This is a genomic window from Buttiauxella sp. JUb87 (genome assembly GCF_004361975.1).
Classification (GTDB): domain Bacteria; phylum Pseudomonadota; class Gammaproteobacteria; order Enterobacterales; family Enterobacteriaceae; genus Buttiauxella; species Buttiauxella ferragutiae.
Map to the genome: position 1 here is coordinate 268,221 of NZ_SNVY01000003.1, position 23,979 is coordinate 292,199.

Sequence of the window (23,979 nt, forward strand, 5' to 3'; positions counted from 1 at the left end):
TTTACCTAAAACCCCACCGCCATATCTTGTGGCGACAGAATGTCTTTCACGCCTTCGCGCACCAGCAAATCAGGGCTGATTTCGGCGATAGATTTTGCTCCGGTCAGCGTCATTGCAACCCGCATCTCTTTTTCAATCAGGTTGAGCAGATTGGCAACGCCTGCCTGACCGTGGGTGGCTAACGCGTACAAATAAGCGCGGCCTAGCAATACGGAGTCAGCGCCGAGCGCAATCATTCGCACCACATCCAGGCCGCTGCGAATGCCGCTATCGGCAAGAATGGCGATATCGCCTTTTACCGCATCGGCAATGGTTGGCAGGGCGCGGCAAGACGACAACACACCGTCGAGTTGGCGGCCGCCGTGGTTGGAAACCACAATCCCGTCAGCCCCGAAACGCACGGCATCTTTGGCATCTTGCGGGTCGAGAATCCCTTTGATGATCATCGGGCCATCCCAGAACTCGCGGATCCACTCCAGATCGCTCCACGAAATGGATGGATCGAAGTTATTCGCCAGCCAGCCAATGTAATCTTCAAGACCTGTTGGTTTACCAAGATAGGTGGAGATATTACCGAGATCGTGCGGGCGACCCTTCAGACCCACATCCCATGCCCACTGCGGATGCGTCACCGCTTGCCAGTAGCGGCGAAGTGCTGCGTGTTGCCCACTCATGCCGGAGTGCGCATCGCGGTAACGCGCGCCAGGTGTCGGCATATCAACGGTAAACACCAGCGTTGAACAACCCGCAGCTTTGGCACGCTCCAGAGCATTACGCATAAAGCCACGGTCTTTGAGCACATAAAGCTGGAACCACATTGGGCGGTCAATCGTCGGTGCGACTTCTTCAATTGGGCAGACGGAAACTGTGGAAAGCGTAAACGGAATACCTTTGGCGGCGGCGGCTTTTGCTGCCTGAACTTCGCCACGGCGTGCGTACATTCCGCACAATCCCACCGGAGCCAGCGCGACGGGCATCGACAGCGTTTCATTAAACAGTTTGGTTTCCAGGCTCAGAGCGGACATATTTTTCAGCACGCGCTGCTTTAACGCCACTTGCGCCAGGTCGTCAACATTACGACGCAGCGTATGTTCGGCATACGCCCCACCGTCAATGTAATGGAACAGGAATGGCGGCAGAATGCGCTTCGCAGCGGCACGATAATCAGTAGCAGCAGAAATAATCATGGATTTTCGTCCCTTATTACGTCGGTATCTTCATCGGGCAGGCGGCTGATTCGCGCCTGCCGGGCTTCGTCTTCATGCAGGGTTTTGATGGTGGTATGGACAAACCCGAGGTGAGTTTTTGCCGCTAAACGCGCGCGTTCCGGGTCACCTGCCAAAATAGCCTGCAACAGTTCGTTATGTTGTTCGGTGAGTCCCGCAAAAATAGCGGGTACGGTGTACATGCGCTGGCGGCTATGCATTACGGAGGATTGCAGCAGGTCGAAAAAACCGCGCATCGTCTGAAGTAACACAATGTTGTGCGAGGCTTCGGCAATTGCCAGATGAAAGCGCACATCGGCCTGGGCCGCCAGGTCCGGGTCATCGCTCTCTTTGAATTTTAGCGTGGCGTCAAAACAGGCAATTAACTTCTCTTTGTCGGCCGGAGTGGCGCGCATCGCGGCGTACCAGGCGGTGCTGGCTTCGATGGCATGCCGCGCTTCCAGAATGTCGTAGCGATAGTTTGGGTCGTTCTCAACTAACGTTTTGAGTGGCTGTACAATACGTTGCTCGGACCAGGCCTGAACTTCGTAACGAACAAACGTGCCGCCACCGCGGCGGCTAATTAATACACCCTCGCTAATCAGTTTTTGAATAGCTTCACGAATCGATGAGCGCGATACGCCCATTTCTGCCGCTAACTGGCGTTCGGCGGGCAACCGCATGCCCGCCTCCAGTTTACGTTCGCTAATTAATGCTTTTACGCGCTCAACCAGATGGTCAGCCAGGCGCGGTTGTGTGCTCATCAAGGGATCATCCAGGTCAGAACATAGGCCTGAAGCGTGGTGATAACGCCGACCATGCAGGTAAATATCAGGCTGTGTTTAACAGTAAAGCGGAACAGGTCAGATTCCCGACCCACCAGCCCTACAGCGGCACAGGCGATGGCGATGGACTGTGGCGAAATCATCTTTCCAGTGACGCCACCGGTAGTGTTAGCCGCTACCAGCAACAGATCGGACACGCCAATTTGTTGTGCGGTCGTCGCCTGCAATGCCGCAAACAGGGCGTTGGACGAGGTATCAGAACCGGTCAGGAATACTCCCAGCCAGCCAAGGAACGGAGAGAAGAAAGTAAATGCGTGGCCGGTATGAGCCAGTGCCAGAGCAAGCGTTGCCGAAAGGCCGGAATAGTTTGAGATAAACGCGAATGCCAACACCATGCCGATGGAGTAAATCGGCAAAGCCAGTTCTTTGAGAGTTTCACCAAAGGTTTCGATAGCGGCTTTCGGCTTCATGCGCAGGTAAACAATCGAGATAAGCGCGGCGACCAGAATCGCGGTGCCGGTTGCCGAGAACCAGTCAAACTTATAGACCGCGGCATAGGCCATGCTCTGTGCTACGACAGGCGGCATCTTCTCAACCATTTTGTCGAGGAACGGTACGGAGATGTTAAATACCCAGTCAGCCATAGCACCGCCAGGTGCGAATAACGCTTTAAACGGCGGGATACTCCAAAGCGTCACGGTAGCCGTCAGGAAGATAAATGGCATCCAGGCGCGTACCACCTGGCCTAATGTGTAGTTTTGGCGCGCCAGTGTCTGGTCGGTAACGGAGGCTCCAATATCGCCAAAGCGGAAAATGCGAACGGGCTTCCAGACGCGCAAGAACGCGGTCAAACACACCAGAGAAACCAGGGAAGAAATAATGTCAGGCAGTTCCGGGCCGAGGAAGTTCGAGCTGAGATATTGCGCGATAGCAAACGAGCCACCAGCCACCATCACCGCAGGCCATGTTTCTTTAATACCGCGCCAGCCGTCCATAATCGCCATGATCCAGAACAGCACGATAATCGTCAGGAACGGTAACTGGCGGCCAACCATTTGGCCGATTTCAAAGCTGTCGAGGCCGGTGACCTGGCCCGCAACGATAATGGGAATGCCCATCGCACCAAACGCGACCGGCGCGGTGTTCACAATCAGGCACAGACCGGCGGCGTACAGCGGGTTAAAGCCGAGGCCAACCAGTAGTGCTGCGGTAATCGCCACTGGTGCACCGAATCCGGCAGCCCCTTCAAGAAATGCGCCGAAGGAGAAGCCAACGATCAGCATTTGCAGGCGTTGGTCAGGCGTGATGGAAAGTATCGACGAGCGGATAATGTCAAACTGCCCGGTTTTCACCGAGATTTTATAGACGAATACTGCGGCGATAATAATCCACGCAATCGGCCACAATCCGTAGAAGAATCCGTAGATCACTGACGATAATGCGCGGTCAACGGGCATGCGGTAGAAAAATAGCGCAACGAGCAACGCCAGGCCCACAGTGATGGTGGCGGCGGTGTAGCCTTTCATGCGTAATTTAATGAGTGCGAAGAAGAAGAAAATAATCGGAATAGCGGCGATGAGGCTTGATAGCCATATGTTCCCTGCCGGGTCGTAGACTTGTTGCCATGCTTGCATGCAGGACTCTCCAGAACGTGATGTGCTTATTATTTTTCGCGTTATTGGTAGGACCAATTTGGCGATGTAGGGCGCGTTATGGATAAAGGTTAATCTTTTGTTAACTAATGGCAATGAGTGTGTAACTGATTTTGTCATTATGGGTAAATCAGTCACGTTTTTGGCAGGATTGGTAGGACCAATATTGTGGGGTAGGGGAGGGAGCAAAGCGGATTATCGCTCTCACACGTGGCTCCCGACCACATGACCCTGACACGGAGGCAAAATGGAGGTTTACCGCTTGCGGCGATTTATTTGCCGGGAGTCCGGGTTCTTAGGGTGGCGACGGTGGCCACCCTAAGACGTTCACCGGTTCAGTCGCGACATAAACACGCTGTCGCCTGGTGAACGGAACCTTCTCCGGCTTGGCAGGAAGCGCCCTGTGACTAAGAGACGGCCATCAGGGTGAGGGTGGTTTACGAAACCTGCAATTTCAACGAATGCCTCCACCAGCGGGCAATATCAGTGGCGACAAACAGCAGCAAACTCACCCCCATAACCGGCAAGGCAAAGCTGAATAGCAGGGCAATCAACAACACGGCGCTACGCCAGATGATTGGCAAAGCCAGCCATGACTCGCTCAGTGTTTGTGCGGGATTACTTGCAGATATTACCGGGCGTCTGAGCCACCACATGCGGTAACCCAGAACGATCATGCCGCACAGGCCAAAACCAAACGCCGCCAGCAAGAGTTGGTTCGGCAACCCGAAAAGCACTCCCATATGAGCATCAATCCCCCAGCGCGTGAGTTTGGCGACCATTGGGAAATCAGCGAAATACGTCCGGTCGATGACCTTGAAGCCATTTGGGTCGATCGCCGCGCTATCGACATGAGTCGGCCATGCACGGTCAATTTCAGTCACCGTCCAGGCTTTATCTGCCGAACGCGGCGCGCGGATCTCGACCTTGTTGGATTCAATTCCCGCCGCACGTGCGGCACGAAGCACCTCGTCCCAGTTGCTATCATCGGTTTCAGGCATCACCATCCCTTTCATCATGGCGTGATGTTCTGCATGCGAATCGATGTGCGGGTGACCCGTTTGCGGGGTCAGCGCGGTATTCACTTGCGGTGTCATCCACCCCAGCGAGCTGCGCATTTTGTCGATATTCCCGCCTGCCCACTGTGACCAGGTTAGCCCTGTAGCAGAGAAAAAGAGTAGCCCGAGCAGTAACGTGGCACCCAGCGTAATATGCCAGTGGCGTGCGCTTCTTTGCGGGGTTTTCCGCACTTTCAGCTTTCTTTTTGGCCGTGAAGTCAGCCACAAAACAACGCCACCTAATGCCGCAATCCACAGCCACGAAGCCGCCAGCTCGCTGTAAATTCGCCCTATATCCCCGAGTAATAAACTGCGATGAAGCTGGTCAATCCAGGTGCGTAGCGGGAGCACGCCGCTGGTGCCATACACCGTCAAATCCCCCTGAATGGCCAGGGTTGCCGGTGAGACAAAAATCGCTCTCGACTCCGATTCCCCTAATGCAGAATCAACAAACTGCACGCGCGTAGAATCGCCAGTTTCAGGAGCCGGGCGCACTGCGTAAATCGTGGCATCTTCGCCGATAAACTTGCGTGCTGCGGCAATTTGCTGCGAAAGCGGCTGGTTTTCACCTGTGTCTTGAGTGCGCAATGCCTGGTGATAAAGCGCGTTCTCAATTTGTGGTGTCAGCACATAGAGTGTGCCCGTCAGGGCTGCGACGAAAATAAACGGGCCGACGAACAGGCCAATATAGAAATGCAGGCGACGCAACAGCGTCAGCAGCGCGCCACGACAGGCGAGCTGCGATTGATTTGCAGGCATGATAATCCTTTGTCGAATTGTGACGTTAAATGATGTTTGTATTAACGAAACAGTGCGACAGGAGGGGCGCGAGGCAGGGCTTCGGCATCGTCATGTTGAGCCAGAAGCGGGGCGATAACCGGCGGGGGAGGCGTACGCGAAATTCGCCATGCCAGCCAGATAAAAGGAATAAACAGCCAGACGATGAGCGGGATATGCAGCAGCAACTGGCAGTATCCACAGGCAATATCGTCCATCAATGAAGCGCCCGCACCCGGCATCAGATGTGATGAGGCGGGCATTTTCATCGCCCCCATGTCCATCATCATGCCAGCCATGTGACTCATCATTTTATGCTCGCCGCCTTGCACTGCACGCTGTTGCTCCAGTGATTTTGAAATCACCGGGGCGATAAAAAGCATCAGCATCGCCAGTAATGCGAGCGCTGATAGCCATTTATGGCGTGAAAGAGTGAAAAGTGACGGCAAGCGGGCAATCTACCAAAGCTGATTATTGTTGCGCGATTGTACATGGAATGGATGAATTGTTAAAAATATAGATGATGGGAAAAATAAAGATTAAGACGCCCTCTCAGTAGCCAGAGAGGGCGCGAATATCAGGCTTTCAGCGACGCCATATCAATCACAAAACGGTACTTCACATCGCTTTTCAGCATTCGCTCATAGGCTTCGTTAATATCCGCAATGTTGACCATTTCGATATCCGACACGATTCCGTGTTCGCCGCAGAAATCCAGCATCTCCTGGGTTTCTTTGATGCCGCCAATGCAGGAACCGGCAACGGAACGACGCCCCAGAATCAGCGGCAAGGTGCTCACGGGTGGCTCAATACTGCCCAACAACCCGACATACACCAGGGTTCCGTCCAGCGTCAGCGTTGGCATATAGGGGTTGATGTCGTGGGCGTAAGGCACCGTGTCGATAATCAAATCGAACTGGTTGTGGACTGACGCCATCTGCGCGTCATCGGTAGAAAGTACAATGTGGTGCGCCCCTAAGCGGCGAGCATCCGCCTCTTTGCTGGCCGAACGGGTGAACAGGGTGACTTCCGCACCCATCGCGTTAGCCAGTTTCAACGCCATGTGACCCAGGCCGCCCAGCCCAACCACCGCGACCTTACTCCCTTTACCCACATTCCAGTGGCGCAGCGGCGACCAGGTGGTGATACCGGCACACAGCAACGGTGCCGCGCCTTTCAGGTCCATCCCTTGCGGCATTTTCAGCACAAAATCTTCAGAGGCGACAATGGCTTGTGAATAGCCGCCATACGTGGGCTGGTGGTCATGGCGGTCTACACCATTGTAAGTCTGTATGTTACCTTCTTCGCAATACTGCTCCAGCCCTTCCTGACACGGATGGCAGGTGCGACAAGAATCCACCATGCAGCCGATTCCGGCGTAATCGCCCGGCTTGAATTTCGTCACGTTGCTGCCCACGGAAGCCACGCGACCGACGACTTCATGGCCTGGCACTAACGGATACTGGCTGAAACCCCAGTCGTTGCGCGCCTGGTGGAGGTCTGAGTGGCACACGCCGCAATACATCACTTCAATGACTACATCATCAGGACGCGGTGAGCGTCGGATAAATTCGAATGGAGCAAGGGGAACCTCTGCAGACTGCGCCGCATAACCGAGCACTTTCATCGTCATGGTATTTCTCCGGGTGAAATGTCGCGACCCGCCATGCGGCGGGCGGTGAGGGAGTTGACGAAATTCGCCGTTTTACTTTTTGTACTGATCGTCGCTAACGTGTTCCATCCACTCAACGGGGCTGCCATTGAGCGACTCAGCAATCGCGATGTGGGTCATGGCGTTATCAGGCGTTGCGCCGTGCCAGTGTTTGATGCCTTCCGGGATCCAGACAACATCACCCTGGTTTATTTCACGAATTCCAGCACCCCATTCCTGTAGCCAGCCATGACCGTGCGTGATGATCAGGGTTTGGCCCAGTGGATGGGTGTGCCAGGCAGTACGAGCGCCGGGTTCAAAAGTGACGGTTGCTCCGCCGGTACGCGCGGGCGGCGTGGTCTGGAAAGGGGCATCAATACGGACTCTTCCTGTGAAGTAACTTTCCGGACCAGATTGTGATGGCTGAGATCCCGCAGGGGTGATTTTCAATTTTTCTTCCATTTTCTCCTCCACTTCGGCATGTGCTGCCGAGGTTAAATGGACAACATGACTCTGAAGTATAGGAAACTCGTTCAGGCTTGCCGTGTTATCCGAAAATGAAACTCTAACACTGCGGGAATTTGTAGATTAGCCTGCTAAATAAGAATGGCACTATGAGCTGGATTCATGAATGGAGAGTGAGGCCGTTCCTCCCCCAAAGGTGGAGGAGGGTTGGGAAGAGGAAACGATCAGTGATGCGGAATGAAAGGATTAATAGTCAAATTACGCAGGTAGTACTCATTAAAGTTTGAGAAACCACTTTTCTTAATCGCGATTTGCTTGTGATGGCTCACCGTTTTAATCGAGATCCCTAACTTGTTTGCGATATTTTTAGGTTGAATACCTTCCAGCAACATCGATACCACTTCAACTTCACGGTGTGAATGCGTATTACGATAGTAAAAATCAGAATTCAGGAGTGTCTCTTTTTCATTACATTTCAGCAGGATCTTACGCAGTTCATCCAAATTAACTGTCGGTGGGATGATGATGCCCGCCGGAGATTTATTATTAGACTTCAAAATATAAAATACCTGCTTTTCAGCGATAAAATAGTTAACCGTATTAGCATCATCCTCCTGCTCTTTTAACGCTTCAAAAAAGCAGTGGAGATTATTGTTCGCAATGTGATTAACGCTGAACGTAACGTCTTGTTGGTCAAGGGTTGACAATAGATGCTTCACACCAGGTAGTAAAAAACAATTATCACTCAGAATATAAATGTTTTTCATTACGCAATTTGCTGAGTTGTTCATGCTGTAAATCCTTTTAACAAATACTTGGCACTATCACGGTAAGTTATTACTTTCCGTTCTAAATGGTAGGGGCGTTATTGAGAACGACTTTAGCATGTCTATTCATGAAGTAAATTGCCGGAAATAGTAAGCATTAATTAAGTGATAATTAATGGGTGCTGAATTTATTTATATCTCAATAACTTTGCGCATAATAATAATGCTGCAAAGTATTAAATCAGAAAAAAATTAATCAGTTGCCCAAATTTCACAATGCTTGCGTATCAACTCAGTTAACAGTCCACCTTCGCTAATAAATTGGCGGATACGACGGGTGTCACTGTCATTTCTGCGTACATAACCTTCTATCGCTTCTAAAGCAGAGGTCGCCTGAAGTTGTGCTGCATAGGGGGCGAGAGTATCAAGCAGGGGTAAAATATCTTCTGCCAGCGTGCGTTGCTCACCGCAGCGCACATCAGTCAGTTTCCCTTCAAAGCCAAAGCGGCTGGCCTGAAAACGGTTGAAGCGGTACAGCAGATAATCTTCGGAACGCGGAACGAAAGGACGTTCGCTCAGCAGCCAATGCGCCAGCGCCTGAATAAAACCGGCAATGTTGACCGCACGAGTGATAGTCAAAGGTGTATCCATCACGCGTACTTCTATGGTGCCAAAATTTGGGCTGGGGCGAATATCCCAGTGCAGGTCTTTCATCGACTGAACGATGCCGCTGGACTCGAGTCGTTGGTACATCCATTTAAACTCTTGCCAGTCGCTAACAAACGGGGCCGGGCCGTTGTCCGGAAACGCCGAGAAAATATTCAGCCGTGATGAAGCATAAGTCGTATCCCCGCCCTGAATATAGGGTGACGAGGCGGAAAGGGCGATAACATGAGGAACAAAGCGCGATAAACCATGCAATAAATAGATAGCGTCTTCTTCATTTTCGCAGCCGACATGCACGTGTTGGCCAAAAACTGTGGCCTGTTTCATTAAATAACCGAATAGCTCCAGCGTCTGGTTATAGCGTTCGCTTTGACATACTTCCTGGCGCTGCCATTTTTGAAACGGATGTGTGCCGCCGCCGCAAATAGTCAGATGATGTTGGCTGGCAGAGTGCAGGACGTGTTGGCGCAAACCAGATAACTGGGAAAATGCCTCGCCGATATCAGCGCAGACTCCGGTGGCAATTTCCAGCATGCTTTCGGTGATGTCATGTTTGACTTCGCCTTCGGTCACCACGCCTTTTAGCGAGTCAATCAGCAGCGAAGAATCCTGGCTGAGGTCGTTGGTTGGCGGATTGATTATTTGCAATTCCAGCTCAATACCAAGGGTGTATGGCTCAGAATGGACAAAATCACTTAGCGGCATACGGTCATCTCGTTTTTGGCACCCGCACTGAGTGCATTCGTGCGTTTAGTATAGTCAGCCGTTTGGTCTTCACCCTCTAAATTTATGTGGGTATATGTCGCTATTATTTTAGCTTAAGAATTATCTTTCATATCAATGCAATGAAAATATTGTAAAGAATATTCAGTGAGTTAAAACTGCAATAATGGTTGCAGATGAATTTATGACCCCGCATTATATGTGTCGTTTATGAAGGAGTTATTATGAAAGATTTGGTTTCATTTTTAAGTACTTTTGGTATTGCCCTTGATCCGACCACTTCGATATTAGTGGTTCTGGGAATTATCTTTATATTTTCATTAGCGGTGCATTTTATTCTCCATAGAATTGTTCTGCGGACGTTTGAACGACGTGCAAACTCCAGCCAGCATTTATGGCTGCAACTTATCACCGAAAACAAATTATTTCATCGGCTTGCACTCACCTTGCAAGGGATTATTGTCAATATTCAGGCGGTATTGTGGTTGCAGAAAGGCAGTGATGTTAGCCAGATACTGATTATCTGTGCGCAACTGTGGATTATGCTCTACTCGTTGCTGTCATTATTCTCCTTGCTGGATGTGATTTATAATTTCTCACAGAAATTTACTATTACCTCAGATATTCCGCTGAAGGGAATATTCCAGGGGGTGAAACTGATCGCCTCGATTATCATTGGTATCATGATTGTCTCGCGTATTATTGGGCAGTCACCCGCCATCTTAATCAGCGGCCTGGGTGCCATGGCGGCGGTACTGATGTTGGTGTTTAAAGACCCGATTCTGGGCCTGGTTGCCGGTATTCAGCTTTCAGCCAACCGCATGTTAAAGCTCGGCGACTGGCTGGAAATGCCCAAGTATGGTGCCGATGGCGCGGTAACTGATATCGGCCTGACCACCGTGAAAGTCCGTAACTGGGATAATACAATTACCACTATTCCCACCTATGCTTTGGTTTCTGATGCTTTTAAAAACTGGAGCGGTATGTCGCAATCAGGTGGCCGTCGTATTAAGCGTAGTATTAATATCGATACCACCAGTATTCATTTTCTTTCTACCGATGAAATAGAACATTTAATGAAGGCGAGACTATTAAAGCCTTATATCGATTCGCGGAGTAAGGAAATTGCAGACTATAACCGTACGCATAATAGTGATGGGGTTTCAGTACTGAATGCGCGCAGCATGACTAACGTCGGGACATTCCGGGTTTATCTGACCGAATATCTGCAAAACCACCCGCGCATTCGCAAAGACATGACATTAATGGTGCGCCAGTTAGCGCCGGGTGCAGAAGGTCTGCCAATAGAGATTTATGCTTTTACTAACACTGTCGCATGGCTGGAATATGAATCCATTCAGGCTGATATTTTTGAGCATATATTTGCTGTGGTTGATCAGTTCGGTTTGCGGATACATCAGGCACCGACCGGTAACGATATTCGTTCGATTGTCACGGTGATGAAAAACTAATCTATTTCGTAGGGTGGATAAGCGATAGCGTCATCCACCAAAAAAATGCCAGATGGCGCTACGCTTCCCGGTCAATCGAAAACCAACGTCGCCAGATAAAGCGAATCACGAAATACTCAACCGCACCTAACGCCAGAAACCACAGGCAAAAGATGATGGTGTAGAGTTGGTTCATATCCAGCAAATGGAACATCTTGATAAGTTTTTGTGCCAACTCGATAGTCAGCGCTGGAGCAGGTAGCAGCAGGCAAGACAAAAAGGCCAGCAGTAAGATGCCGCCAGCACTCATCAGGGCTTCAAGAGGGTGTTTCATGTCATGGTTACGCCGGGGGGTTAAAAACACAGGCAAAAACACATTGTCCGGGAAAATTACCGCTGTTTCAAATCGCCCTTTGTTCATTCCCGATACAACAAGTCGCGATAAATCTCCGTCAGCAACCCACCTGGCGCAAACTGTTTTTTAATCCACCGTGTCACCTGGCCGGTTGCCGCGTGCTGAGTGGCGAGCAGCATTCGCGAATCCTGGCGCGGGTTGCTTATCTGCTTGGTGACTAACAGGCCACTTTCCTGTGCTTCACGCACCATATAATCAGGCAAAAAACCCACACCTTCACCCAGAATTTGGCACTGGCATTTGGTATTAAAGTCCGGCACCAGAATCGCTTCCTGGCCGTGCAGGAGCCAGCCCACTTTTTTATTCAGCGTCAGTGCGGTGTCTTCCACCATGATATTCGGATACAGGCGCAACTGGCTTTCAGCAATCGGCTCCGGCATAAACGCCAGCGGGTGAGTCGGGGCGATGGCGAACTCCCAGCGGATCGCGCCAATTTCGGTGTAGTCGATACCGCCGCCATCCAACAGCGTATCTGGTGCGCCAATCGCGATATTAGCCTGGTTATTAATAATCGCGTCCCAGACGCCGTTGTACACCTCGGTGGTAATAGTAATCAGGCAGGTCGGGAACTGTTTTTTGAGAATTTGCAGCAGCTTTGCGGTGTGGCGTGGGGTGTAGAGTAACTGATTAATACAGATACGAACCTTGACCTCAATCCCTTGAGAAATGGTATCGACGCCGCGCTTGATGGCATGAAAGTCATTCAGCAACTCGGTGGCTTTGCGATAGAAATAGTACCCGGATTCGGTTAATTCGATGCTGCGCGTGTTACGCACAAACAGCACCACGTCCAGGTAAGTCTCGATTCTTTTAATGGTGTAACTGATGGCCGACGTGGTGACATCTAACTCTACGGCCGCCTTGCTAAAGCTTGAAAGCCGCGCTGCGGTGGTAAAGGCAAGCAGGTTCTCTTCGGTAAAAATGGAATTCATGTGCCGCTCCACTGTGTCCTTTTGGTGGATGACGCTGTGCTTATCCACCCTACAACAACCCATTTCGTAGATCGGATAAGCGAAGCGTCATCCGACACCCACCCAACTCTATTGTTGAATGTATTTGTAATCCTTATGATCCGCACCCCAGTCTTGAACCATATTTAACACTGCCGTTACAACTGATTTGAAGAGTATCACACTTCTTCAATCCCATTTTCCCCGCGTTTGGCAAGGCCTCGTGGCACGCTCGCCAGTGGGGACTAAAGCCATCAGAAACAGGTTTTATCATAGGTAAAAGATTGCGCTAACCCACATTTTTCTCACATTGTTGAGTTTAATTCAATAATGTTGTCATTAACGATGAATGATTTTTAAACGGATGTTAAAGCGACTTGAGTGTTGCTATTCTCAGTTCATCAGCAATAGCAAAGTATCGGAGTATGGATATGTCTCAGAAAGAACTGATTGCCGAATTTCTAAATGCCGCCGAACATGGCCAGCTGGAAAATATAAAACAATGTCTTAATGATGGGGTGGATATTAATGCCACAAACCGTCAGGGGCGCACCGCAATTACACTCGCCAGCTTGCATAAGAAATATGATTGCGTTGAGTATTTAATCTCAGCGGGTGCGGATGTTAATAAGCAAGACCAAACCTGTTTTAACCCCTTCCTGTTAAGTTGCCTGAATAATGACTTAACGTTGCTGCGTTTAATTTTACCGGCTAATCCAGACCTGAACTGTTTATCTCGCTTTGGTGGTGTGGGTATTACCCCGGCCAGTGAAAAAGGTCATGTTGAAATTGTCCGTGAATTAGTGACGCGCACTGAAATTAATGTCAACCACACTAACTTTGTTGGCTGGACACCGTTGCTCGAAGCCATTGTGCTGAATGACGGCGGTGCTAAACAGCAAGAGATCGTCAAGCTACTTCTTGAGCATGGCGCTAACCCGCACATGACCGATAAATACGGCAAATCCCCACTGACGCTGGCGCGTGAAAAAGGTTACCACGAGATTGCCGAACTGCTGGTGAAAGCCGGAGCATAAAACACAGGAGATGCACTATCGCAGGCTATATTCAGCGGCAGTGTTTCTTTGCTCAAACGGCAGATAGCGCGTTTCTAAACTCTGTTCTGACAAATGGATATGTTGAGCAGGTGTTCTCCAGGGCGGTGAATATTCACTTCCCAGAACAGCAACAGATGTTCACCTTGTTGAGCATCGATTGTGATAACGCGCCAAACAGCTGCCGTTTAGCACTTAAGCATTGCCAGCCTTTCTTCCAGCCCGGTGAACGGGTCAATTTTCACCGTAGTGGCATTGATATTGGCGACGATAAACGCATCGATTTATCACGCTGCACACGCTGGCAACCCGATGCACTTTATTTAAACCCACAACGAATACAGGAAATAGACTGGCAAACTGTTGCACAAATCATCCAGGCCAGTGTGAAACACAGTTCGTCGTTATTTTATTTTCGCAGCGATAATATTTTTTATCAGGAAATGAGCCGTTTACTGCAATTGCATCGGGCGAAACTTATTTTAGCGCTACAGGAAGGAAACTGTTCCGCGATTGAAAATGAAATGACCGCATTGCTGGGGTTGGGAGTTGGGTTGACGCCGTCCGGAGATGATTATCTCGCGGGGTTAAGTGCGGTGTTATTTATTGACGGGCATCCGGCGCAACATTATCGCTCGCTATTTATTTCTGTATTAGCACGAAGAAAAAATAAAACAACATTGCTCAGTGTTATTACGCTGCGCGAAGCCATTGAACAACGTTTCCGTGAAAGTATTCACGAGTTTCTTTATCACGTAATTAATGGTGAGCAAAAACCTATTCAGCAGTTTATTAATGAAATTAAAAAAATAGGGTCAAGTTCAGGATGCGACATGCTTTGCGGCATGGCGGACGCCTTCGCGATGACCCGACCTGACGGAGGAAATCATGTCAACCAGGATTGTGATTAAAAAGAATACCTATTTTGATTCTGTCTCACTGATGTCTATTTCAACCAAAGCTAACCAGCTTGACGGGGTTGAACAGGCGTTTGTAGCGATGGCCACCGAGATGAACAAAGGGGTGCTGAAAAACCTCGGCTTGTTAAATGATGAACTGGAACAGGCCAAAAATGGCGACCTGATGATCGTTATCAAAGGGGCGAGCGATGCGGCGAACGTTGCCACGCTTGAAGCCATCGAAGGGTTGTTCACCCGCAAAGACAGCGGCGGTTCTCGTCACGAAGCACGCTATGCCACGATTGCCAGCGCACATAACAACGTCCCTGAAAGTAACCTCGCGGTAATTTCCGTCAACGGTGCATTTGCCGCCCGCGAAGCGCGCCAGGCACTGGCAAACAATCTCAACGTGATGCTGTTTTCCGATAACGTTTCTTTAGATGACGAACTGGCACTGAAACAACTCGCTCATAGCAAAGGTCTGCTGATGATGGGGCCGGATTGCGGTACGGCGATTATCAATGGCGCGGCGTTGTGCTTTGGCAACGCGGTGCGCCGTGGCTCGATTGGTATTGTTGGCGCATCTGGTACCGGCAGCCAGGAATTAAGCGTGCGTATTCATGAGTTTGGCGGCGGTGTTTCCCAGCTTATTGGCACCGGCGGGCGTGACTTAAGCGAGAAAATCGGCGGCATCATGATGCTCGATGCGATAGGGATGCTGGAAGATGACACGCAAACGGAAGTGATTGTGCTGGTTTCTAAGCCGCCTGCTGAATCCGTGGCGCGTAAAGTGCTGGAGCGGGCGAAAGCGTGCCGCAAGCCAGTAGTGGTCTGCTTCCTTGGCACCAAAGACGCCCGTGAAGATGAACCCGGTTTACAGTTTGCTCGCGCCACCAAAGAGGCGGCGCTGAAAGCCGTTCTGCTGACCGGTATCAAAAAAGAGTCACTCGATTTACATCCGCTCAACTGGCCGCTGATTGAAGAAGTGCGCGCACGCCTGAAGCCCGAGCAGAAATACATTCGTGCGCTGTTCTGCGGCGGCACCTTGTGCGACGAAGCGATGTTCGCGGCACTGGAAAAATACCCGGACGTTTACAGCAATATTCAGCCCAACCCGGAATATCGCCTTAAAGACGTGAATGTCAGCGTTGCTCACACCTTCCTCGATTTCGGCGATGACGATTTCACCAACGGCAAACCGCACCCGATGATTGACCCAACCAACCGCATCAGCCGCCTGTTGCAGGAAGCGCGTGACCCGCAGGTGGGCGTGATTGCGATGGATTTCGTGCTCGGTTACGGCTCGCATGAAAACCCGGTCGGCGTGATGCTCGATGCAATCAAAGAAGCGAAAGCCATTGCCGCACGCGACGGGCGGCATCTGGAAATTCTCGGCTACGTGCTGGGCACCGATTTAGATACCCCTTCGCTTGCACAGCAGTGCCAGATGCTGACCGATGCAGGTGTTATCTGGGCAAGCAGCAGCACCAACACCGGTCTGCTGGCGCGTGAGTTTGTCTGCAAGGAGAAAGCACAATGAGTCTGTTCAACCAACCGCTGAACGTGATTAACGTCGGCATTGCGATGTTTAGCGACGATTTGAAAAAGCAGAACGTCCCCGTCACGCAACTGGACTGGACACCGCCGGGGCAGGGCAATCTCGCCGTGGTGAAAGCGCTGGATACTATTGCCGCGCCAGGGCTTACGGAAAAAGTAGCGGCGGCCAACAAGCTGGCCGTTGAACGCATTATTCAGTCGCAGCCTGTTTTGGTCGGTTATGACCAGGCGATTAACGTTGTTCCCGGCATGACGCGCAACACCATTTTGCACGCCGGGCCGCCTGTCGCCTGGGAAGATATGTGTGGCGCGATGAAAGGCGCGGTTACTGGCGCACTGGTATTTGAAGGGCTGGCGGCAAACCTCGATGAAGCCGCGACACTCGCCGCTTCCGGTGAAATCATCTTCTCGCCTTGCCACGAACACGACTGCGTGGGCTCGATGGCGGGCGTGACGTCTGCCTCAATGTTTATGCACATCGTTGAGAACAAAACTTACGGCAATCGCGCGTATACCAACCTCAGCGAGCAGATGGCGAAGATCTTGCGCATGGGGGCCAACGACCAGAGCGTAATCGACCGTCTGAACTGGATGCGCGATGTACTTGGCCCAATGCTGCGTGATGCGATGAAGCTCGCCGGTGAAATCGACCTGCGTTTGATGCTGGCGCAAGCGCTGCATATGGGCGACGAGTGCCACAACCGCAACAACGCGGGCACCACGTTGCTGATTCAGGCGCTGACGCCGTGGATTATTCAAACCAACTTCACTGTGACGCAGCAAAAAGAGGTGTTCGATTTTGTCGCCAGCAGTGACTACTTCTCCGGCCCGACGTGGATGGCGATGTGCAAGGCGGCAATGGACGCGGCACACGGCATCGAATACAGCACCGTGGTCACCACCATGGCGCGTAACGGTTTTGAGTTTGGCCTGCGCGTCAGCGGCCTGCCTGGGCACTGGTTTACCGGCCCGGCACAGCAAGTGATCGGCCCGATGTTTGCCGGTTATAAGCCTGCCGATTCTGGCCTCGATATTGGCGACAGCGCAATTACTGAAACCTACGGCATTGGTGGATTTGCTATGGCAACGGCTCCGGCCATTGTTGCACTGGTGGGTGGCACGGTGGATGAAGCCATCGATTTCTCGCGCCAGATGCGCGAGATAACGCTCGGTGAAAACCCTAATGTCACGATCCCGTTGTTGTCGTTTATGGGTATCCCGACTGCCATTGATATTACGCGGGTGGGCGACAGCGGCATTCTGCCGGTGATCAACACCGCCATTGCCCACAAAGACGCGGGTATTGGCATGATTGGCGCCGGGATTGTGCATCCGCCGTTTGAATGTTTTGAGAAGGCTCTGCTCGCCTTTAGCGAGCGTTACTCTTTCTGAGGGAAACAGCGATGAAAAGCATAAAGCTGGAGTGGAAACGTGGTGACTGGGCAGCTTACTTCGGGTTAATGACCAACAACCTGACCAACTTGCTGACCATGATGGGGTTACTGATTTTTGTCGTCGGTATTCCTACTGAAATTGTTTATGGGCGTATTGCGCCAGCCTTCGGGATGGCGGTACTAGTCGCCAGCGTGTGTTATGCGTGGTTTGGTTTGCAACTGGCGAAGGAGACAGGGCGTAAAGACGTGACCGCGCTGCCTTCCGGGCCAAGTGCGCCGTCGATTTTTACCGTGACATTTTTGGTGCTGATGCCGGTCTATCAGCAAACCGGCGATGCCGAATTTGCCATTCAGATTGGCCTGGTGTGGTGCTTTGTTGAAGCGATGATTCTGGTGGGCGGTTCGTTCCTCGGCGAAACCATCCGCAAGATGATCCCGCGTACCGTGCTGCTGTCGTGTTTGTCGGGCTTAGGTTTGTTGCTGCTGGCCATGAACCCAATGCTGCAGGCATTTGAAGCGCCAACGGTTTCCTTCATCGTACTGCTGCTTATCTTCATCAACTGGTTTGGCAAAAAACCGATTTTTGCTCGAATTCCAACGGGTTTATTACTGCTGATTGCTGGTACTGCGCTGGCGTGGGTTTCTGGCCTGCAAAGTCCGGAAGCCATCAAAGCATCGATGTCATCATTCGGCTTTAACCCACCGTCGATTCATGTTGATAGCTTCCTGCAAGGATTGCCGCACGCGTTGCCTTATCTGGCGTCGGCGGTTCCGTTGGGGCTGGCGAACTACATTTTTGACCTGGAAAACATCGAGAGCGCCCACGCGGCAGGTGATGAATATAACACCCGCAAAGTGATGCTGACCAACGGCCTGGCCTCCACGCTTGGCTGCCTGATGGGGAATCCGTTCCCGGTCACGGTATACGTCGGCCATGCTGGCTGGAAAGCGATGGGTGCGAGCATTGGCTATACGCTGGCGTCCGGTGTGACGATGTTTATCGTGCCGTTGTTTGGCCTCGGCGCGTTCATGCTCGCCATTATTCCGATGACCGCGATTGTACCGATTCTGGTGTTTATCGGCGTAGTGACCGCCAACCAGGTGGTGCGCGAAACGCCGAAAATAGAGGTGCCGGTTATCTTCATCTGCCTGTTCCCGTGGATAGCCAACTGGGCGCTGACCATGGTGAATAGCGTGATGGCGGCGGCAGGGACGTCGGCGGCGAAAATCGGCTTTGAGACCCTGGCGCATAAAGGCGTGTTTTATCAAGGCCTGGTACATTTGGGCAACGGCGCACCGCTCGCCAGTATGTTGTGGGGTTGCGTGGCTATCTTCGCCATTATCAACAAGCCGTTACGCGGCGCAATTGCGGCAGCCGTCGGCGCATTGCTGGCGTTGTTTGGTGTGATTCACGCGCCGATTGTCGGCTTCGCACAGGGCAGTTCGCTGATGTTTGTCACCGCATATTTGATGATGGGCGCAATGTTTGTGGTGAAGCATGTGCTGGACAGGCGTGAAGCGGCGTCTGAGGTTGCGACTTCCGTTTAATACTCCCCCTCACCCTAGCCTCTCCCCTGGAGAGGGAATTGTCCGGTTTTCTCCCTCTCCAGGGGGAGAGGGCCGGGGTGAGGGCGTCCGTACCCTAAAGGATAAAAATAATGAAACAACTCGTGGTAGTGGCGATTGGCGGCAACAGCATCATCAAAGACAATGCCAGCCAGTCGGTTGAACATCAGCAAATTGCCGTCAAAGAAGTCGCGCAAACCGTGCTGGAAATGCTCTCATCGGACTACGATATTGTGCTGACCCACGGCAATGGCCCGCAGGTGGGGCTGGATCTGCGCCGCGCAGAGATTGCCCATGAGAAAGAAGGCTTGCCGCTCACGCCGCTGGCTAACTGCGTGGCGGATACCCAAGGCGGCATCGGCTATCTGATTCAGCAAGCGTTGAATAACCAGCTGGGGAAACACGGCGACAAGAAAGCGGTCACCGTGATCACTCAGGTGGAAGTCGATCCCAATGATCCTAATTTCACTCATCCAACCAAACCAATTGGCGCGTTCTTTAGCGAACCGCAGTGCGAAGCGCTGAAAGTTGCGCATCCTGACTGGCAATTTGTGGAGGATTCCGGGCGCGGATACCGTCGCGTGGTGGCGTCACCTGAACCGCTGCGCATTGTCGAAGCGGATGCCATCAGTGCGCTGATTAAACAAGGGTTTGTGGTGATTGGTGCGGGCGGCGGCGGTATTCCGGTGATTCGCACCGCACAGGGCGATTACCAGAGCGTGGATGCAGTCATCGACAAAGATCTCTCTACGGCTCTACTGGCACGCGAAGTGAAGGCTGACATCTTAGTCATCACCACCGGTGTTGCGAAAGTGTGCATTCACTTCGGCAAACCGGAACAGCGTGCATTAGACGAAGTGACGGTTGAGCAGATGGCGCGTTTTAGCGAAGAAGGGCATTTCCCTCCGGGAAGTATGCTACCGAAAATTACCGCAAGCCTGGCGTTCCTGCGCAATGGCGGCAAACGGGTGATTATCACCACTCCTGAAAAATTACCCGCAGCTCTGCGTGGCGAAACCGGGACTCATATTGTTAATGCTTAATAGCGGGAGAATTCGATGAATAATGCAGAAAAAAGTCGTCGTGAATTTTTAAGCAGCAGCGGCAAAGTTGCCGCCGCCTGCGCACTCTTTGGCGCGACGGGCTCCATGGCGTATGCTGCAAAACCAGCATCCACAACCTGTGAGACGGGCAATCGCATGAGCGCCATTAAAGAATCGCACTATTACCTCGACAACGTTCTGCTGGAAGCCGGGTTCCGCCGCGACGGGCAGAATGTGGTGGGCACCGAAACTGAGCTAAAAACACTCGAAATCAAAGACGGCGTTATTGCGGCATTGCTCGCAAATAAACAACATCCGGACGCCACGCTTGCGCACTATGATGCTTCGGGAAAATTGCTGCTGCCTGCGATGCGCGACATGCACATCCACCTTGATAAGACCTTTTACGGCGGCCCGTGGCGTGTGCATAACCGCCCGGCGGGCACCACCATCCTCGATATGATTGCCCTTGAGCAAAAACTGCTACCGGAACTGCAACCGGTCACTCAGGAACGGGCAGAAAAGCTGATTGATTTGATTCAGTCGAAAGGCTCGACCATTGCGCGTAGCCATTGCAACGTCGAGCCGGTTTCCGGGTTAAAGAACCTGGAGAATCTGCAAGCGGTTCTGGAGCGTCGCAAAGCGGGCTTTAGTTGTGAAATTGTCGCATTCCCGCAACACGGTTTGCTGCATTCCAACTCCGTTCAACTGATGCGTGACGCAATGCAAGCGGGCGCGCACTACGTTGGTGGGCTTGACCCGACCAACGTCGACGGCGCGATGGAAAAATCGTTAGATACCATGTTCCAGATAGCCATCGACTACAAAAAAGGCGTTGATATTCACCTGCATGAAACCAGCCCTGCGGGCATTGCGGCGGTGAAATACATGGTGGAAACGGTGGAGAAAACCCCAGAGCTGAAAGGCAAGCTGACCATCAGCCATGCGTTTGCACTGGCGGTGATGAACGAACAAGAAGTGGATGCAATTGCCACGCGCATGGCCGCACAGCAAATCACCATCGCTTCAACGGTGCCGATTGGCACTATGCACATGCCGCTCAAAAAGTTACAAGAAAAGGGCGTGTTTGTGATGACCGGCACTGACAGTGTTATCGACCACTGGTCGCCGTATGGCCTGGGCGACATGCTGGAAAAAGCCAACCTGTATGCACAGCTCTATATGCGCGTGAGTGAAGTGAATCTTTCCCGTTCACTGGCGATTGCCACCGGCAACGTGCTGCCGCTAAACGACAGGGGCGAACGCGTGTGGCCGAAAGCGCAAGATGAAGCCAGCTTCGTGCTCGTGGACGCCTCGTGTTCCGCTGAAGCCGTCGCACGTATCTCGCCACGCACAGCCACATTCCATAAAGGCAATTTGGTGTGGGGTGAGCTTAGCGTGTAATTTTGTCGGATGACGCTGGCGCTTATCCAACCTACCCCAGAATGGGGTTTGTAGGGTGGATAAGCGCCCGTTCTGTCTGATAATTAACTCCTCCAGAACGTCCTCGAGAACAAAATCAGCACCGGGTAAATCTCAAGTCGGCCCAATAACATCGCGGCGCACATCAAATATTTAGCGCTATCGCTTAGCGTCCCAAAACCTGCCGCGGTCTCGCCAAAACCTAATCCCATGTTGTTAATACAGGCCGCAACAGTGGCGAAAGAGGTTAACAGGTCATATCCCTGTAAGTTGAGCATCCAAATAAAGAAGCAGGTGCACACCACATAAAGGAAGAAAAAGCTCCAGACCGAGCGCAATACCCGGTCGTTCACCGGTGAGTTCCCGACACGAATACTCATAATGGCGCGCGGGTGTGCCAGTTGATGGACTTCATGGCGGCTTTGCTTAAATAGCACCAGGAAACGCAGCGCTTTAATCCCACCGCAGGTAGACCCCACACAGCCGCCAAAAAAACTGGCTGACAACAGCAAAACGATGGTGTGTACCGGCCAGGACGCATAATCCGCCGTCGCCAGGCCGTTGTCGGTAATCATCGAACTGGTGAGGAAAAAGGCGTGTACGAAGGACGCAGGCAAGGAGTACATACCTGCTCGCCACACTTCCAGGGTAATAATCAGAATGACAATACTGGCGATCATCAGGAAGAATCGCAGCTCAGCACTCTTGATAAATGGGGTAATGCTGCGGCGGGATAGCGCCACAAAATAGAGCGTAAAGTTTATCGCCGAAAGTAACGAAAACCCGCCAGCAACCAGTTCAATGGCGTAGCTGTTGTAGAAACCAATACTGTCTGTTTGGGTCGAGAACCCGCCAAGTGACACGGTAGAAAGGCCGTGACAAAGCGAATCAAATAAAGGCATTCCCGCCAGCCAGAAGGCAAGGGTACAAGTACCGCCCAATAGCAAGTAAGTCAGCCACAGGCTTTTCGCGGTATCAGCAAGGCGAGGGGTGAGGCGTTCTTCTTTAAATGGCCCAGGCATTTCGGACTGATAAAGTTTCATCCCCCCAATACCGAGCAGCGGCAGCACCGCAACGGCCAGCACGATAACCCCTAAACCGCCAACGAAATTGAGCTGTGCGCGATAATAGAGAATCGATTTCGGCAAACTTGAGACATCGTGAAAAACAGAGGCTCCGGTGGTGGTAATCCCCGAAACACCTTCAAAGATGGCATCGGCAAGCGACACATTGTAGCTGTCATCAAGCCATAGCGGCATTGCACTGATAAGAGAAAAAAGCAGCCAAAACAACACGATGATGATAAATCCATCACGTGTTTCGAGCTGTATATTTGTGCGCCCGGTTAATCCCCAGCCAATGCTTCCCAGCGTAAAAGTGATGATAAACGTATAAAGAAAACCAAACAGGCTGCGATCTTTCTCAATCAATGCCAGCAACATGGGGGGAATCATGGTCAAACTGTAGAGCACCACCAAAAAAGCGCAGAGGTGGATCACAATTCTAAAACGGGTTGATATATACATCAGATAAACCCAAATACCTGTGTTATTCAGGTATATCAATCAGGTACGGATGGCAAAGTATAGGGTATTTTGGGGGAATCTGGCGACAAAGCAGATTCGGAAGTTTGAAATGAATGGCTAACGAGAGCATTCGTATGGTTGTTTATTGTGCAGAAGGACTGGGGTGGGACAGAATGAGCAACACGGTGGTTGCCCATTCTTAATTAGCTGAAGCGGTGATTACTTCTTGTTATACACGTCCGCAGTACCGTGAATTTTATTCTCGGTGTCCGCAGAGGTGACAACATAGAACTTGCCGCCCAGAGCATCCGCTTTCTTAGACAACTCGTCTTTAGCGTCGCTCGGTGACATTTCACCACTGGTGGTGATTGTCCCGACTTTCACATACTGATCTTTGTGGTCGTTATAAGCTTCTTTCGTCAGCAACTCTGCTGAAACTGCACCGAATGATACTGCACCCAAAGTTAATGCTACCAAAATACCCTTAGCTATCTTCATGAAAAACCTCATCTTTGATAATGGTAGATAGACTCTTGATAGCTCCCGTTGCAGGTTTGCCTGCAGCGTTGTCTATTTAGAGTAAAAAATGCAATCCCTACCCTAAGACTATGGTCGAGGATTTCGTATTTCGCCACCCCGAAAAGCGGATATTTTGGTGTAAAAATAGAAACCTACAATCATTTATGCTGGTCTTGTCGGGTGTTGCTAGCGCTAACGCGACCTGCGAAGAGCAGTTATAGGGAGGATGAGCGCCAGCAGCATTAGAATGCACTTTTTAAAGTTTCCAGAAGAATATGTTCATCAGCAACCTGCGGCAATGCATTAGATTTACTGTAGAGTTGGCGAGTCAGTGTTTATTGTTGGCACCATGAAAATTCCTAAATAATAAATTTATTTTAATCCAGATAATTAATGTTTAATTAAAAATAAAAAACAAATTGCATTGTTATGT

General features: G+C 51.3%; 20 protein-coding genes and 1 pseudogene. 8 read left to right on the forward strand and 13 right to left on the reverse strand.

The genetic code is table 11. The annotated features are described in order from the left end of the window. Positions 1-5: 5 nt before the first annotated feature. The 9 genes and pseudogenes from lldD to EC843_RS13365 form a co-directional block, all read right to left on the reverse strand. Positions 6-1,187, reverse strand: a complete 1,182-nt coding sequence (lldD, locus tag EC843_RS13325) for an FMN-dependent L-lactate dehydrogenase LldD (protein WP_133522381.1) — start codon at positions 1,185-1,187, stop codon at positions 6-8. Beyond that, positions 1,184-1,969, reverse strand: coding sequence for a transcriptional regulator LldR (gene lldR / locus EC843_RS13330; protein WP_133522382.1), 786 nt, complete (start codon positions 1,967-1,969; stop codon positions 1,184-1,186). Before lldR ends, lldD begins: the two co-directional genes overlap by 4 nt. Beyond that, positions 1,969-3,624 carry an L-lactate permease gene (gene lldP / locus EC843_RS13335; RefSeq protein ID WP_064548880.1) on the reverse strand — a complete coding sequence of 552 codons (1,656 nt, stop codon included), beginning with the start codon at positions 3,622-3,624 and terminating at the stop codon, positions 1,969-1,971. The genes lldR and lldP overlap by 1 nt, the downstream gene beginning before the upstream one ends. Before the next feature lie 488 nt (positions 3,625-4,112). Beyond that, positions 4,113-5,459 (reverse strand): annotated as a pseudogene (locus EC843_RS13340) (PepSY-associated TM helix domain-containing protein); the annotation flags it as partial. Between the two features lie 41 nt (positions 5,460-5,500). Next, positions 5,501-5,926 (reverse strand): DUF2946 domain-containing protein, encoded by a 426-nt coding sequence (locus tag EC843_RS13345; RefSeq protein ID WP_133522383.1) that lies wholly within the window; start codon positions 5,924-5,926, stop codon positions 5,501-5,503. A gap of 128 nt (positions 5,927-6,054) precedes the next feature. Then, complete coding sequence (locus EC843_RS13350) at positions 6,055-7,110, reverse strand: NAD(P)-dependent alcohol dehydrogenase (protein ID WP_064548874.1); 1,056 nt, start codon at positions 7,108-7,110, stop codon at positions 6,055-6,057. Between the two features lie 72 nt (positions 7,111-7,182). Beyond that, positions 7,183-7,590 (reverse strand): cupin domain-containing protein, encoded by a 408-nt coding sequence (locus tag EC843_RS13355; RefSeq protein ID WP_064548872.1) that lies wholly within the window; start codon positions 7,588-7,590, stop codon positions 7,183-7,185. Positions 7,591-7,817: 227 nt separating this feature from the next. Continuing rightward, a complete protein-coding gene (locus EC843_RS13360; protein ID WP_133522384.1) occupies positions 7,818-8,384 on the reverse strand; it encodes a LuxR C-terminal-related transcriptional regulator in 567 nt (188 codons plus the stop codon). Positions 8,385-8,612: 228 nt separating this feature from the next. Next, positions 8,613-9,731: a YbdK family carboxylate-amine ligase gene (locus EC843_RS13365; protein WP_064548869.1), complete on the reverse strand. Its 1,119-nt coding sequence runs from the start codon at positions 9,729-9,731 to the stop codon at positions 8,613-8,615. Between the two features lie 242 nt (positions 9,732-9,973). On the opposite strand from EC843_RS13365, the gene EC843_RS13370 reads away from it, so the two are divergent. Beyond that, positions 9,974-11,221 carry a mechanosensitive ion channel family protein gene (locus tag EC843_RS13370; RefSeq protein ID WP_133522385.1) on the forward strand — a complete coding sequence of 416 codons (1,248 nt, stop codon included), beginning with the start codon at positions 9,974-9,976 and terminating at the stop codon, positions 11,219-11,221. Between the two features lie 58 nt (positions 11,222-11,279). On the opposite strand, the gene EC843_RS13375 is transcribed toward EC843_RS13370, so the two are convergent. Both EC843_RS13375 and EC843_RS13380 read right to left on the reverse strand, forming a co-directional pair. Then, positions 11,280-11,534 (reverse strand): DUF1158 domain-containing protein, encoded by a 255-nt coding sequence (locus EC843_RS13375; RefSeq protein WP_064549024.1) that lies wholly within the window; start codon positions 11,532-11,534, stop codon positions 11,280-11,282. An 83-nt stretch (positions 11,535-11,617) separates the two neighbouring features. Beyond that, positions 11,618-12,547 (reverse strand): LysR substrate-binding domain-containing protein, encoded by a 930-nt coding sequence (locus EC843_RS13380; protein WP_064548865.1) that lies wholly within the window; start codon positions 12,545-12,547, stop codon positions 11,618-11,620. Positions 12,548-12,996: 449 nt separating this feature from the next. Between EC843_RS13380 and EC843_RS13385 the strand changes: the two genes are divergently transcribed. The 7 genes from EC843_RS13385 to EC843_RS13415 all read left to right on the forward strand — a co-directional run bounded on the left by EC843_RS13385 (position 12,997) and on the right by EC843_RS13415 (position 21,483). Beyond that, on the forward strand, positions 12,997-13,602 hold the full coding sequence (locus EC843_RS13385) for an ankyrin repeat domain-containing protein (protein ID WP_121814147.1): 606 nt from the start codon (positions 12,997-12,999) through the stop codon (positions 13,600-13,602). 125 nt (positions 13,603-13,727) lie between these two features. Beyond that, complete coding sequence (locus tag EC843_RS13390; protein WP_083963453.1) at positions 13,728-14,531, forward strand: DUF2877 domain-containing protein; 804 nt, start codon at positions 13,728-13,730, stop codon at positions 14,529-14,531. Then, the gene (gene fdrA, locus EC843_RS13395) at positions 14,509-16,059 is read left to right on the forward strand and encodes an acyl-CoA synthetase FdrA (RefSeq protein ID WP_133522386.1); all 1,551 of its coding nucleotides are present in this window, start codon (positions 14,509-14,511) and stop codon (positions 16,057-16,059) included. The genes EC843_RS13390 and fdrA overlap by 23 nt, the downstream gene beginning before the upstream one ends. Then, positions 16,056-17,468 (forward strand): DUF1116 domain-containing protein, encoded by a 1,413-nt coding sequence (locus EC843_RS13400; RefSeq protein ID WP_133522387.1) that lies wholly within the window; start codon positions 16,056-16,058, stop codon positions 17,466-17,468. The genes fdrA and EC843_RS13400 overlap by 4 nt, the downstream gene beginning before the upstream one ends. Before the next feature lie 11 nt (positions 17,469-17,479). Next, on the forward strand, positions 17,480-19,018 hold the full coding sequence (locus tag EC843_RS13405; protein WP_064548857.1) for a hypothetical protein: 1,539 nt from the start codon (positions 17,480-17,482) through the stop codon (positions 19,016-19,018). 110 nt (positions 19,019-19,128) lie between these two features. Then, positions 19,129-20,079, forward strand: a complete 951-nt coding sequence (locus EC843_RS13410; RefSeq protein ID WP_064548855.1) for a carbamate kinase family protein — start codon at positions 19,129-19,131, stop codon at positions 20,077-20,079. Between the two features lie 15 nt (positions 20,080-20,094). After that, the gene (locus EC843_RS13415; RefSeq protein ID WP_121814146.1) at positions 20,095-21,483 is read left to right on the forward strand and encodes an amidohydrolase family protein; all 1,389 of its coding nucleotides are present in this window, start codon (positions 20,095-20,097) and stop codon (positions 21,481-21,483) included. Between the two features lie 83 nt (positions 21,484-21,566). Here the strand turns inward: EC843_RS13415 and EC843_RS13420 are convergent, their stop codons facing one another. Both EC843_RS13420 and yahO read right to left on the reverse strand, forming a co-directional pair. After that, positions 21,567-23,027 carry a TrkH family potassium uptake protein gene (locus tag EC843_RS13420; protein WP_064548851.1) on the reverse strand — a complete coding sequence of 487 codons (1,461 nt, stop codon included), beginning with the start codon at positions 23,025-23,027 and terminating at the stop codon, positions 21,567-21,569. 219 nt (positions 23,028-23,246) lie between these two features. Further along, entirely contained in the window at positions 23,247-23,525 is a 279-nt protein-coding gene (yahO, locus tag EC843_RS13425) for a DUF1471 family periplasmic protein YahO (protein ID WP_064549020.1), read from the reverse strand. Positions 23,526-23,979 lie beyond the last annotated feature (454 nt).

What these genes read in the sequence shown, in the direction of transcription:
- EC843_RS13370 (WP_133522385.1), top strand. Translation starts at nt 9,974, where the DNA reads ATGAAAGATTTGGTTTCATTTTTAAGTACTTTTGGTATTGCCCTTGAT.
- EC843_RS13385 (WP_121814147.1), top strand. Translation starts at nt 12,997, where the DNA reads ATGTCTCAGAAAGAACTGATTGCCGAATTTCTAAATGCCGCCGAACAT.
- EC843_RS13355 (WP_064548872.1), bottom strand. Translation starts at nt 7,590, where the DNA reads ATGGAAGAAAAATTGAAAATCACCCCTGCGGGATCTCAGCCATCACAA.
- yahO (WP_064549020.1), bottom strand. Translation starts at nt 23,525, where the DNA reads ATGAAGATAGCTAAGGGTATTTTGGTAGCATTAACTTTGGGTGCAGTA.
- EC843_RS13420 (WP_064548851.1), bottom strand. Translation starts at nt 23,027, where the DNA reads ATGTATATATCAACCCGTTTTAGAATTGTGATCCACCTCTGCGCTTTT.
- EC843_RS13400 (WP_133522387.1), top strand. Translation starts at nt 16,056, where the DNA reads ATGAGTCTGTTCAACCAACCGCTGAACGTGATTAACGTCGGCATTGCG.
- EC843_RS13375 (WP_064549024.1), bottom strand. Translation starts at nt 11,534, where the DNA reads ATGAAACACCCTCTTGAAGCCCTGATGAGTGCTGGCGGCATCTTACTG.
- EC843_RS13380 (WP_064548865.1), bottom strand. Translation starts at nt 12,547, where the DNA reads ATGAATTCCATTTTTACCGAAGAGAACCTGCTTGCCTTTACCACCGCA.
- lldR (WP_133522382.1), bottom strand. Translation starts at nt 1,969, where the DNA reads ATGAGCACACAACCGCGCCTGGCTGACCATCTGGTTGAGCGCGTAAAA.
- EC843_RS13415 (WP_121814146.1), top strand. Translation starts at nt 20,095, where the DNA reads ATGAATAATGCAGAAAAAAGTCGTCGTGAATTTTTAAGCAGCAGCGGC.
- EC843_RS13405 (WP_064548857.1), top strand. Translation starts at nt 17,480, where the DNA reads ATGAAAAGCATAAAGCTGGAGTGGAAACGTGGTGACTGGGCAGCTTAC.
- fdrA (WP_133522386.1), top strand. Translation starts at nt 14,509, where the DNA reads ATGTCAACCAGGATTGTGATTAAAAAGAATACCTATTTTGATTCTGTC.
- EC843_RS13350 (WP_064548874.1), bottom strand. Translation starts at nt 7,110, where the DNA reads ATGACGATGAAAGTGCTCGGTTATGCGGCGCAGTCTGCAGAGGTTCCC.
- EC843_RS13365 (WP_064548869.1), bottom strand. Translation starts at nt 9,731, where the DNA reads ATGCCGCTAAGTGATTTTGTCCATTCTGAGCCATACACCCTTGGTATT.
- EC843_RS13360 (WP_133522384.1), bottom strand. Translation starts at nt 8,384, where the DNA reads ATGAACAACTCAGCAAATTGCGTAATGAAAAACATTTATATTCTGAGT.
- lldD (WP_133522381.1), bottom strand. Translation starts at nt 1,187, where the DNA reads ATGATTATTTCTGCTGCTACTGATTATCGTGCCGCTGCGAAGCGCATT.
- EC843_RS13410 (WP_064548855.1), top strand. Translation starts at nt 19,129, where the DNA reads ATGAAACAACTCGTGGTAGTGGCGATTGGCGGCAACAGCATCATCAAA.
- lldP (WP_064548880.1), bottom strand. Translation starts at nt 3,624, where the DNA reads ATGCAAGCATGGCAACAAGTCTACGACCCGGCAGGGAACATATGGCTA.